This is a genomic window from Burkholderia sp. BC1 (assembly GCF_052683555.1).
Window position 1 is genome coordinate 99745 of record NZ_JBQYLP010000018.1, and the last position, 12164, is coordinate 111908.

Annotated in this window: 10 protein-coding genes; 6 read left to right on the top strand and 4 right to left on the bottom strand. The window is 69.1% G+C overall.

Annotation, left to right across the window (positions count from 1 at the left end):
• Positions 1–19: 19 nt before the first annotated feature.
• Genes ACSHSS_RS12050 through ACSHSS_RS12065 form a run of 4 tightly spaced genes read right to left on the bottom strand, consistent with a single transcriptional unit; the run spans position 20 to position 3571 of the window.
• Entirely contained in the window at positions 20–1288 is a 1269-nt protein-coding gene (locus ACSHSS_RS12050; protein WP_445545006.1) for an FAD-dependent oxidoreductase, read from the bottom strand.
• Positions 1285–1518, bottom strand: a complete 234-nt coding sequence (locus ACSHSS_RS12055) for a 2Fe-2S iron-sulfur cluster-binding protein (RefSeq protein ID WP_006399860.1) — start codon at positions 1516–1518, stop codon at positions 1285–1287. The genes ACSHSS_RS12050 and ACSHSS_RS12055 overlap by 4 nt, the downstream gene beginning before the upstream one ends.
• A complete protein-coding gene (locus ACSHSS_RS12060; protein ID WP_445545007.1) occupies positions 1515–2642 on the bottom strand; it encodes an NAD(P)/FAD-dependent oxidoreductase in 1128 nt (375 codons plus the stop codon). The genes ACSHSS_RS12055 and ACSHSS_RS12060 overlap by 4 nt, the downstream gene beginning before the upstream one ends.
• Positions 2639–3571 carry a 4-hydroxyproline epimerase gene (locus ACSHSS_RS12065; RefSeq protein WP_445545016.1) on the bottom strand — a complete coding sequence of 311 codons (933 nt, stop codon included), beginning with the start codon at positions 3569–3571 and terminating at the stop codon, positions 2639–2641. Before ACSHSS_RS12065 ends, ACSHSS_RS12060 begins: the two co-directional genes overlap by 4 nt.
• Before the next feature lie 430 nt (positions 3572–4001).
• On the opposite strand from ACSHSS_RS12065, the gene ACSHSS_RS12070 reads away from it, so the two are divergent.
• The 6 genes from ACSHSS_RS12070 (at position 4002) to ACSHSS_RS12095 (ending at position 11812) form a co-directional block, all read left to right on the top strand.
• Complete coding sequence (locus tag ACSHSS_RS12070; RefSeq protein ID WP_445545008.1) at positions 4002–5627, top strand: APC family permease; 1626 nt, start codon at positions 4002–4004, stop codon at positions 5625–5627.
• A gap of 70 nt (positions 5628–5697) precedes the next feature.
• A complete protein-coding gene (locus tag ACSHSS_RS12075; protein ID WP_445545009.1) occupies positions 5698–7290 on the top strand; it encodes an aldehyde dehydrogenase (NADP(+)) in 1593 nt (530 codons plus the stop codon).
• A complete protein-coding gene (locus tag ACSHSS_RS12080; RefSeq protein ID WP_445545010.1) occupies positions 7283–8305 on the top strand; it encodes an Ldh family oxidoreductase in 1023 nt (340 codons plus the stop codon). The genes ACSHSS_RS12075 and ACSHSS_RS12080 overlap by 8 nt, the downstream gene beginning before the upstream one ends.
• Positions 8306–8502: 197 nt before the next feature.
• Positions 8503–10362: a dihydroxy-acid dehydratase gene (gene ilvD / locus ACSHSS_RS12085; RefSeq protein ID WP_445545011.1), complete on the top strand. Its 1860-nt coding sequence runs from the start codon at positions 8503–8505 to the stop codon at positions 10360–10362.
• 243 nt (positions 10363–10605) lie between these two features.
• On the top strand, positions 10606–11367 hold the full coding sequence (locus ACSHSS_RS12090; protein ID WP_105761627.1) for a hypothetical protein: 762 nt from the start codon (positions 10606–10608) through the stop codon (positions 11365–11367).
• Positions 11368–11428: 61 nt separating this feature from the next.
• Positions 11429–11812 carry an ATP-dependent protease gene (locus tag ACSHSS_RS12095; protein ID WP_445545012.1) on the top strand — a complete coding sequence of 128 codons (384 nt, stop codon included), beginning with the start codon at positions 11429–11431 and terminating at the stop codon, positions 11810–11812.
• Positions 11813–12164: the final 352 nt, after the last annotated feature.

Consider the following 12164-nt stretch of genomic DNA (forward strand, 5'->3'; position numbering starts at 1 on the left):
CTGCGTGCGCCGCCGTGCGTCACGCGCATTCGTCGGCGGCGGCGCCGTCGAGCATCAGTGTGCCGACTCGGGCCGGCACGAGCGGCGAGCGCGGCGCGGGCGGCGTCCAGCCGAACAGCGCTTGCGCGGCCGCACCGCATACGCGCCCCTGACACGCCCCCATTCCGCAGCGCGACTGCAGCTTCGCGGCCGTCCAGCCCGGCGCGCCGGCCACCGCGTCGAAACGCACGTCCTCGCATCGGCACAGCAGCGTATCGGGCTTCGCGAGCCGGCGAATCGGCTCGCGAATCGCGAAGCGCGCGCGCACCGCATCGGCGAACGCCTGCCACTGCGCGCGGCGCGCGACGAGCGCCGGCAGCGCATCGGTCTGCCCGGTCGCCGCACAGCCCGCGATTTCGCCTTCGACCATCGCGAGCTCGCTGCCGCCGACGCCCGTGCACTCGCCGGCCGCGAAATGTCCGTCGCGGCTCGTGCGCTGATGCGCGTCGACGGCTACCGCGCCGTTTTCGATCCGGCATCCGAGATGACTCGGCAGCACGGTGTTCGGCACGAGGCCGAAGCCGCACGCGAGCCGGTCGCACTCGACGTCGAATTCGCGGTCGCCGCTTCGAATCCGCACGCCTTCGAGCCGTTTGTCGCCGAACGCCGCAACGACGTGCGCATCGGGCCGATAGGCCGCCGTGAACAGCTTCGCGGCCTGCGCGAGCTTCGACGGCCAGCGCCACAATCCGGCGCCGAACGCAGCCACGTCGCGCCAGGCGGCCTGCTCGAGCACGTGCGACACCTGCGCGCCGGCTTGCCGCGCGGTGGCCGCGCTCGCGAGCAGCAGCGGGCCGCTGCCTGCGATCACGACGCGCCGGCCGCGCACGTCGAGGCCGTACTTGATCAGCGCCTGCAGCCCGCCCGCACCGGTCACGCCGGGCAGCGTCCAGCCGGGGAACGGCAGCAGCAGTTCGCGCGCGCCGCAGCACAGGATCAGCGTCCGGTATTCGAGCAGCAGTGCGCGTTCGTCGTCTTCGAGCAGCAGCGTATGCGGCTGCGATTCCGCGACGATGCGCGTGGCCGCGAGATGCTTGACGTTCGGCAGTCGCAGCACGGCAAGCCGCTCGGCGGCCGCCGGTACGGGCGTCGCCGCTGCCGGCTGACGCCAGATCTGGCCGCCTGCACGCGGATTGTCGTCGACGATGGCGATCGTCGCGCCGCTGCGGGCCGCGGCGCGCGCGGCCGACAGCCCGGCCGGGCCCGCGCCGACGATCGCGATGTCGACGCTCAGTCGTTCCTGCTTCATCGCGTGCGCTCCACCTGCATGCCGTCGCGGCACAGCGTCTGGCACGCGAGCCGCCGACGGCCGTCGATCGTCATCCTGCACTCCTGGCAGACGCCCATTCCGCAAAACGGCGCGCGCGGCGCGCCCGTGCACGACACGCGCGTCGTGTCGTCGCCGCTCGCCGCCACGGCGGCCGCGACGGTCACGCCGTCCGCCACCGTCAGCGCGCGGCCGTCGAGATGAATGATCATGAAAGCGCTCCGGCTACAGGGGACGTCGTCAGAAAACGTCCCGGCAAATACGGTTCGATGTCGATCGCGGGCCGCTCGCCCGCCATCTGCGCGGCCAGCAGCCGCGCACTGCCCGGCGCGGTCGTCACGCCGAGCCCTTCGTGGCCCACGGCGAGCCATACGCCGGGCCGCGCCGGATGTTCGCCGAGCAGCGGCAGGCCGTCCGGGCTCGCGGCACGGAAGCCCGTCCATGCGCGGATCGCGTTCAGCTCGGCGAGGTCGGGCAGGTAGCCGGCCGCGCGGCGCAGCATCCGCGCGAGCACCGGCGGCTCGATGCGCGGATCCTCGGTGTCGAACTGGCGCGACGATCCGATCAGCAGTTGGCCCGTCGGCCGCGGCTGCACGTTGAACGCGACCGACGTGCCGTCGCTCGCATGCGCGCTCGCCGCATAGCCAAGTTCGACGAGCTGATGCGCGACGCGCCCCGGATAACGGTCGGTAATCAACAGATGGCCCTTCTTCGGGCGTAGCGGCAGTTCGGGCAGCAGCGTACGCGCGGCAACACCGTTCGCGACGACGACGCGTTGCGCACGCAGCACGTCGCCGCTCGCGAGCGTGACGCGCGCGCCGTCGACGTCGACCGCGCGGTCGCGCCGCAGCACGATGCCGGGCCCGCGCTGCAGCAACCAGTTCGCGGCGACCGGCGCATAGAGAATGCCGTCGCCGGGAATCTTCAGCGCGCCGCCGAGGCCCGGCCGCAGCATCGGCTCGAGCCGCGCGAGCGCGGCCGCGTCGAGCAGTTCGCCCGCCACGCCGTGCGCGGCCAGCATCGCCTGCTTCGCGCGCGCGAGATCCATCTCGTGCGCGTCGGCCGCGAGCCACAGCGTGCCGCAGTTGCGATACGCGCAGCCGTCCGGCATGTCGCCGCTCAGTGCGCGCCACAGTTCGATCGAGTAATGGCTGAGCGCGAGTTCGGCCGCGTTGTCGTCCATCGCGACCAGGTGCCCCATGCCGGCCCCCGTCGCGCCGCCGCTCGCATCGTCGACGACGATCACGCGCAGCCCGCGCTGCGCGAGCTCGTGCGCGCACGCGGCGCCGACGATGCCCGCGCCGATCACGACGACGTCGGTTGCCGATTCGCTCACGACACGATGCCCCAGCCGAACGGATCGTCGTCCTCGATCAGCAGCGTCGCTTCGGCACTCAGATGCGCGCTGCCGCGAATCGTCGGCACGATGCCGCCGTCGGCCTGCACATAGCTCGCATGGAACACGCTGCCGATCACGCTAGCCTGGCGCCACACCGCGCCGGGCGCGAGCTTGCCGTCGGCCGCGAGGCACGCGAGCTTCGCGCTGGTGCCGGTGCCGCACGGCGAGCGATCGTACGCGAGACCGGGGCACAGCACGAAGCTGCGGCTGTCGTGTTCGGGATCGTCCGCGAACAGTTCGATGTGGTCGATCTCGCCGCCGTTCGCGCCCGTGATGCCCGCGCGTTCGAGCCCTTCGCGCACCGCGCTCGCGTATGCCGTCAGCGCCGCGACGTTGTCGCCGGCGACGCGCTGCCCGTGATCGCTGATCAGGAAGAACCAGTTGCCGCCCCACGCGATGTCGCCGCGCACCGGGCCGTAACCCGGCACGTCGAGCGCGACGTCCTTCACGTGGCGATACGCGAGCACGTTGCGCACGCTGACCGACAGATCATCGTGCAGCGTCGCCTCGACGGTGCCGACCGGCGTTTCGATCCGGTGCACGCCGGGCCCGATGCGGCCCATGTGATGCAGCGTGCGCACGACGCCGATCGTGCCGTGGCCGCACATGCCGAGATAACCGCTGTTGTTGAAGAAGATCACGCCGGCCGCGGCGTCGGGCGACACGGGCTCGCACAGCAGCGCGCCGACGAGCACGTCGCTGCCGCGCGGTTCGAGAATGCACGCGGTGCGATAGCGGTCGTACTCGCGCGCGAGCACGTCGCGCCGTTCGGCCATCGTGCCGCTGCCGAGCGACGGAAAGCCGGACACGACGAGCCGTGTGGGTTCGCCGCCCGTGTGCGAATCGATGATCTGGATGCGCTTCATCATGCGTCGTCCGAAAGTGGGGAAAGGGGCATAGCTTCCTCCGTCGCGCGTCCGGCCGCTTGTGGGTTTTCAATGAGGCCGGCGACGAAATCGGCATAGCGCGCAAGCACGCCGCACGCGCCCCGAAGCGCTGTGCCGATTTCGTCATTCTGCTCCGGTAAACCGCTCAAGCGCGATAGTGGTTTGCGCGGCGATACTGGTTTCCGTTCCCCCGACGGCGGCATGCAGGTCTTCCCCCCTTCGCGCCGTCGTCTTCGGTCCGGCTGGGCCCGCGGGACGTTCGTATCGGCGCCTGCCCGCGCTGCACGAATGCCCGCGGGCCGTCCGGTCGCTCGAACCGGATTACGCCGACCGGCAGGCGTGCGCCGCTGCTCCGTCGGAGCGCGGCGCACATGAAGCCTGTGCCGACATTCCCATAGGAGACACGCCCATGCCAGGCCAAGGCAACGCTCAATCGTCCGTCCCGCTTTCCGGTTCCGCGCACCCCGACGCGGGCCACGGCAAGTTCAAGAAACAGCTGTCGCTCACCGACCTGACCTTCATCGGTCTCGGCGCCATCTTCGGTTCCGGCTGGCTGTTCGCCGCGAGCCACGTGTCGACGATCGCCGGCCCCGCCGGCATCTTCTCCTGGCTGCTCGGCGGCTTCGCGGTGCTGCTGCTCGGCATCGTCTACTGCGAGCTCGGCGCCGCGCTGCCGCGCGCGGGCGGCGTCGTGCGCTATCCGGTGTTCTCGCACGGCCCGCTGCTCGGCTATCTGATGGGCTTCATCACGCTGATCGCGTTCTCGAGCCTGATCGCGATCGAAGTCGTGGCCGCGCGGCAATATGCGGCCGCATGGTTTCCGGGGCTCACCGTCGAAGGGTCGAGCGACCCGACGACGCTCGGCTGGCTCGTGCAGGCGGCCCTGCTCTGCTTCTTCTTTTATCTGAACTACTCGAGCGTGAAGACGTTCGCGAAGGCGAACAACATCATCAGCATCTTCAAGTTCATCGTGCCGCTGGCCGTGATCGCGGTGCTGTTCACGTTCTTCAAACCCGCCAACCTCACCGTGCACGGCTTCGCGCCGTTCGGCATGCCGGGCATCGAAATGGCCGTGTCCGCCGGCGGCATCATCTTCGCGTATCTCGGCCTCACGCCGATCGTGTCGGTGGCGAGCGAAGTGCGCAATCCGCAGCGCACGATTCCGATCGCGCTGATCCTGTCGATCCTGCTGTCGACGCTGATCTACGTGCTGCTGCAGCTCGCGTTCATCGGCAGCATTCCGACCGACATGCTCGCCGCCGGCTGGCACGACGTCAGCAAGGCCTTCTCGCTGCCGTACCGCGACATCGCGCTCGCGCTCGGCGTCGGCTGGCTCGCGGTGATGGTCGTCGCCGACGCGATGGTCTCGCCGAGCGGCTGCGGCAACATCTACATGAACGCGACGCCGCGCGTCGTGTACGGCTGGGCGAAGACGGGCACGTTCTTCAAGGTCTTCACGCGCGTCGACGAGGCGTCGGGCATCCCGCGTGCGGGCCTGTGGCTCACGTTCGGCCTCTCGATCTTCTGGACGATGCCGTTCCCGTCGTGGGAAGCGCTGATCAACATCGTGTCGGCGGCGCTCGTGCTCAGCTACGCGGTCGCGCCGGTATCGGTCGCCGCGCTGCGCCGCACGGCTCCCGATCTGCCGCGGCCGTTCCGCGCGAGCGCGTTCGCGATCACCGGCCCGGCGTCGTTCGTGATCGCCGCGCTGATCGTCTACTGGTCGGGCTGGCACACGGTGTCCTGGCTGCTCGGCCTGCAGATCGCGATGTTCGCGATCTATCTCGCGTGCCGCCGCTGGGTGCCCACCGCGCATCTGAGCCTCGCCGAACAGGTGCGCTCGTCCGCGTGGCTGATCGCGTTCTACGCGGCCATGATCGTGCTGTCGTATTTCGGCGGCTTCGGCGGCACCGGCCAGCTCGCGCATCCGTACGACACGGTCGTCGTCGCCGCGGTCGCGCTCGTCATCTACTACTGGGGCGCGAATACGGGCGTGCGTTCCGACAAGCTGCAGCTCGAGGACGACGAAGGCTGACGCGCGCGCTTTTCCCATCATCCGCCGGCCGGGCGATCGCGCCCGGCCCTGCTTTTTTCCGAGGAGAACCATGCAACTCACAGGTCAGCTGTTGATCGGCCGGTCGGCCGTCGCCGGACAGAACGGCACCTTCCACGCGATCGCCGCCGCGACGGGCGAACCGCTCGAACCGGCGTTCGGCGGCGCAAGCCTGCAGGACCTCGAGACGGCCTGCGCGCTCGCCGACGACGCCCTCGACCTCTATCGCGAAACGAGCCTCGACGCGCGCGCCGCGTTTCTCGACGCGATCGGCCGCAACATCATGGCGCTCGGCGATGCACTGATCGAACGCTGCGTCGCCGAATCGGGGCTGCCGCGCGCACGCGTCGAAGGCGAACGCGGCCGCACGGTCGGCCAGCTCGCGCTGTTCGCGTCGCTCGTGCGCGACGGCGGTTTTCTCGACGCGCGCATCGATCCCGCGCGCCCCGATCGCAAGCCGCTGCCGCGCGTCGATCTGCGCCTGCGCAACGTCGCGATCGGGCCGGTCGCGGTCTTCGGCGCGTCGAACTTCCCGCTCGCGTTTTCGGTCGCCGGCGGCGATACCGCATCGGCGCTGGCCGCCGGCTGCCCCGTCATCGTGAAGGCGCACTCCGCGCACCCCGGCACGTCGGAACTGGTCGGCCGCGCGATCCAGCAAGCCGTGCAGGAATGCGGTCTGCCGGCCGGCGTGTTCTCGCTGCTGTTCGACGCGTCGCGCGAAATCGGCCAGGCGCTCGTCGCCGATCCGCGCATCAAGGCCGTCGGCTTCACCGGCTCGCGCGGCGGCGGCGTCGCGCTGATGCATATCGCGGCCGCGCGCCACGAGCCGATCCCCGTCTACGCGGAAATGAGCTCGATCAATCCCGTGCTGCTGTTGCCGGCCGCGCTCGATGCGCGCCACGATGCGATCGCGCAGCAGTTCGTCGCGTCGCTGACGCTCGGCGCCGGTCAGTTCTGCACGAATCCGGGCCTCGTGCTCGCGGTCGACGGCCCCGCACTGCGCGCATTCGAGGCGGCCGCCGCGAGTGCCGTTCGCGGGGCCGCCGCGCAGACGATGCTGACGCCGCACATCCACGCCAGCTATGCGCGCGGCGTCGCCGCGCTGAGCGACCACGAAGCCGTCGAATCGCTCGCGCAAGGCGCCGAAGGCGGCCGTCATCAGGCACGCGCGGCGTTGTTCGCCACGTCGGCCGACGCGTTCATGGCACACCGCGAACTGCGCGACGAGGTGTTCGGCCCCGCGTCGCTGATCGTCCGCTGCCCGGACGCCGAGACGCTGCATCGCGTGCTGAAGTCGCTCGAAGGCCAGCTGACGATCGCCGCGCACCTCGCCGACGGCGACGCGCCGATGTTCGCCGCGCTGCGCCCGACGCTCGAGCGCAAGGCCGGGCGCATTCTCGTCAACGGTTTCGGCACCGGCGTCGAAGTCGGGCACGCGATGGTGCATGGCGGTCCGTTCCCGGCGACGTCCGACACGCGCACGACGTCGGTCGGCGCACGCGCGATCGAGCGCTTCCTGCGGCCCGTGTCGTACCAGGACGTGCCGGACGCACTGCTGCCCGACGCGATCCGCGATGCGAATCCGCTGAACGTGCCGCAACGCATCGACGGCGTGCCGATGCCGCGCGAGGCGCGCAATGGCTGAGCCGATCGACGCCGTCGTCCTGTCGCTCGATGAAGTGCACGCGCTCGCGCTGCGCGTGCTCACGCATCACGGGCTGTCGGACGCGCATGCGCGCGCGATCGCGAACGTCATCACGCAAGGCCAGCGCGACGAGTGCCACTCGCACGGCATCTACCGGCTGCTCGTCTGCGTGCGTTCGCTGCGCAAGGGCAAGGTCGACCCGCAGGCGGTGCCGACGCTGCGGCGGCTCTCGTCGTCGATCGTCGCCGTCGACGCGCATCGCGGCTTCTCGCTGCTGAGCTTCGAGACGGGCCTGCCCGTGCTCGTCGAGATGACGAAGCAGCACGGGATCGCCGCGATGGTGATCAACCGCTGCTATCACTTCTCCGCGCTCTGGCCCGAGGTCGAGGCCATCGCGGCGCAAGGGCTCGTCGGCATCGCGATGAATCCGAGTCACAGCTGGGTCGCGCCGGAAGGCGGCAAGGAGCCCGTATTCGGCACGAACCCGATCGCGTTCGCGTGGCCGCGCCCCGGCGGCATGCCGTTCGTGTTCGATTTCGCGACCAGCGCGATCGCGCGCGGCGACATCGAACTGCACGCGAAGCAAGGCAAGCCGATCCCGCCCGAATGGGCGATCGACGCGCAAGGCCGGCCGACCACCGATCCGCAAGCCGCGCTGCAAGGCGCGATGCGCACGTTCGGCGGCCACAAGGGATCGGCGCTCGCGGCGATGGTCGAGCTGCTCGGCGGCGCGTTGATCGGCGACCTCACGAGCCGCGAATCGATGGACTTCGACGAAGGCGTCGGCGCGACGCCGTGCCACGGCGAGCTCGTGATCGCGTTCGATCCGAAGGTCTTCCTCGGCGACGATCTCGACGCGGGCCTCGCGCGCGGCGAGCGGATGTTCGACTCGATCGTCGCGCAGGGTGCGCGGCTGCCGTCGCAGCGGCGCTTCGATGCGCGCGCCCGCAGCATCGCGAACGGCGTGCGCATCCCGCGCGCGCTGTACGACGAGATCGTCGCGCTGCTCGACTGAGCGGCGAGCGGCTGGCGGTTGGCGGCCGGCGGCGGCGCGGGCGGGCTGGCGCGGGCCGCCGCCCCACCCGCGCGGCGCCTGTGGGATAATCGCCGGGTTTGCCCAGGGCGCAGCTCAAGAGGTTGTTCGCACGGGCGCGCGAGGGGCCTCAATCCCGTGCCCCCACCCTTTTCCGCGATCTTTCTTCAGCAACCACAATGCCCACATACCGTTCCAAAACCTCCACCGCCGGCCGCAACATGGCGGGCGCGCGCTCGCTGTGGCGCGCCACCGGAATGAAAGACGACGATTTCCAGAAACCGATCATCGCCGTCGTCAACTCGTTCACGCAGTTCGTGCCCGGGCACGTACACCTGAAGGATCTCGGCCAGCTCGTCGCGCGCGAGATCGAAGCCGGCGGCGGCGTCGCGAAGGAATTCAACACGATCGCCGTCGACGACGGCATCGCGATGGGCCACGACGGGATGCTCTATTCGCTGCCGAGCCGCGACATCATCGCCGACTCGGTCGAATACATGGTCAACGCGCACTGCGCGGACGCGATGGTCTGCATCTCGAACTGCGACAAGATCACGCCGGGCATGCTGATGGCCGCGATGCGCCTGAACATTCCGGTGATCTTCGTGTCGGGCGGCCCGATGGAAGCCGGCAAGACGCGCCTCGCGAACCCCGTCACGAAGACCGTCGAACTGAAAAAGCTCGACCTCGTCGACGCGATGGTGATCGCAGCCGACCAGTCCTACTCCGATGCCGACGTCGCCGAAGTCGAACGCTCGGCCTGCCCGACCTGCGGGTCGTGCTCGGGGATGTTCACCGCGAACTCGATGAACTGCCTGACCGAAGCGCTCGGCCTCTCGCTGCCCGGCAACGGCACGGTCGTCGCGACGCACGCCGATCGCGAACAGCTGTTCAAGCGCGCCGGCCGCCGCATCGTCGAACTGACCCGCCAGTACTACGAGCAGGACGACGAACGCGTGCTGCCGCGCTCGGTCGGCTTCAAGGCGTTCGAGAACGCGATGACGCTCGACATCGCGATGGGCGGCTCGACCAACACGATCCTGCACCTGCTCGCGGTCGCGCAGGAAGCCGGGATCGCGTTCACGATGAAGGACATCGATCGGCTGTCGCGCGTCGTTCCGCAGCTCTGCAAGGTTGCGCCGAACACGAACAAGTACCACATCGAAGACGTGCATCGCGCCGGCGGGATCATGGCGATCCTCGGCGAACTCGATCGCGCCGGCAAGCTGCACACCGACGTGCCGACCGTGCACGCACCGACGCTGAAGGACGCGCTCGATCAGTGGGACATCGTCCGTACGCAGGATGAAGCGGTCCGCAAGTTCTATCTGGCCGGCCCGGCCGGGATTCCGACGCAGGTCGCGTTCAGCCAGGACACGCGCTGGCCGAGCCTCGACCTCGATCGCGCCGAAGGCTGCATCCGCTCGTACGAGCACGCGTTCTCGAAGGAAGGCGGGCTCGCGGTGCTGACCGGCAACATCGCGCTCGACGGCTGCGTGGTGAAGACGGCGGGCGTCGACGAAAGCATCCTCGTCTTCGAAGGCATCGCGCATGTGACCGAATCGCAGGATGAGGCGGTCGAGCACATCCTGAACGACAAGGTGAAGGCCGGCGACGTCGTGATCGTCCGCTACGAAGGCCCGAAGGGCGGCCCGGGGATGCAGGAAATGCTGTACCCGACGAGCTACATCAAGTCGAAGGGCCTCGGCAAGGCATGCGCGCTGCTGACGGACGGCCGCTTCTCGGGCGGCACGTCGGGTCTGTCGATCGGCCACTGCTCGCCGGAAGCGGCGGCCGGCGGCGCGATCGGTCTCGTGCGCGACGGCGACAAGATCCGCATCGACATCCCGAACCGCACGATCGACGTGCTGGTGTCCGACGAGGAACTGGCGCGCCGTCGCGAGGAGCAGAACGCGAAGGGCTGGAAGCCGGCGAAGCCGCGGCCGCGCAAGGTGTCCGCGGCGCTGAAGGCGTACGCGAAGCTCGTGATGTCGGCCGACAAGGGTGCCGTGCGCGACCTGTCGCTGCTCGACGACTGATGTCGGCTCGCGGGCGTCTGCCCGCGCGTCTGCGAAGCCGCTCCACGGAGTGGCTTTTTTTGTGTCGTCGCCGATAGCCAGGGAACGCCGTCGCAGCACCGTGGAGATCGGCTCGGCGCCGATAGGCTTCTGCGCGCCGCGCCGTCGTCCGCCGGCACGCGCTCAAGCTTTTCGCGGACGATCCGTTAACGCGTGCGTCTTCTAACCATTCAGCCGACGAACAGGCGCGGAGATTGGACGCACATGCTATTGAACAAAAAGCGCTTCGCCGCGTTGATGCTCGTGATTTCGGTCTCGAGCCATGCCAGCGATACGACCTCGGAGGTCAATCGCGAACAACTGGCAGCAGTCAAAACCGTGACGGTCGTCTATCCCGGTAAGCCGGTGTATATCGCGTTCGGACCGTCCGGCGCCGTTCACATCCCCATTCCGCTTCCGGGTGCGGGCGTGGTCGGCGCGCTCGCCGCAGGCGCCGCGGCAGGCGCGGTCAACGCCGGACTCGGCAAGAACGACGACCATTCGCCCACCTTGCTCAACGATCTGGTCACCGCCCGATTCGGCGACACGGGGCTGAACCGGCGCTTCACCGACCGCATCGAGACCGTCCTGCGCAACCACGGCTTCACGGTCAAGGAAGTCGATGCGTCTGCGCCGGGTCTCCCGACGGTCAAACCGGACGAGCATTTCGCGCTGCGCGCAAGCGGCGCGCCCTATCAGGGAAGCGATGCGGTTCTGTTCGTTCGCGTCGGAACAGGCTACGTGTCGCCCGGCCGCTATCACGCCTACACGCGCAGAGCGATCGGCAACATCGTGATGTTCAAGAGCGACACCTACGAGGCGATTCTGAGCCAACACGTCAACTGGAAGCAGTCCGACGACCCATACCGCTACGCATCCGTCGATGCGCTGGGAAGCGATCTTCAACATGCCATCGACGGACTCGAGGAAGGCCTGATGGCCCAGGTCGAGCCGTTCGACAAGCTGTTCGATGCGCCGCAGCGCTAAAGCGTCTCGAAGCGATCGCACGCGCTAAAATCGACGGTCGACGACCCCCTTGATAGATGGAATGACGACGACATTCGACGACGCGACGACGGCCGCGATCGCGGCTTTTGCGCACCTGGATTTCTACACGGCCGTGCAGGCGATGCGCGCCGAGGCCGATTACGACCGCGAGCGGGACGCGTGGATCTCGCGCTATATCGATGAGCACGGCGGCGGCGCGGACGACGCGGAATACGACGCATTGCACGCGCAAGCGCAGGCAACGCCGGAATACGCGGCGTTCATCGATGGGATGCGCCGCGAAATCCTCGACTACTTCGGCGTGACCGACGATCAGCTGGACTGCATGATCGTGCTGCGCAATGACGACAGCGATGCGCTGTGGGCGGAAGTCAATCGGCAACGCAATGCGCTGGGAACCGGTGAAGTGCGCGGGGATCTTTGAGCGTCGCGTGTGCTTTAGGGTCGCAAGCGATGCCGGATGCGCGATCCGTGCGCGGGCGGGCAAGCGGTGCACCGGGCACCGCTTGTTGTAACCGCTTCAATCGAAAGGCAAGCTTTCCGGCGGAAGGGGAAGCATTCGGATCCGGGGGAGTGAGCGAGTGTTGTCCGTCCGAGGCGCGTTCAAATGTTGCCTCGGGATGACGCGCCGCAACCGCGCGAGCAAGCGATGTCCGCGTAATCCGCCGATGTCGCCGCTTCTCGCCGCCCTTCAGCCATGCGCGACCCTGCCGCGCCGCTCAATGACGGAACTCGTCCCCGCCCCCGCCTCGACCACCGCCCGCGTTCCCGCCGCC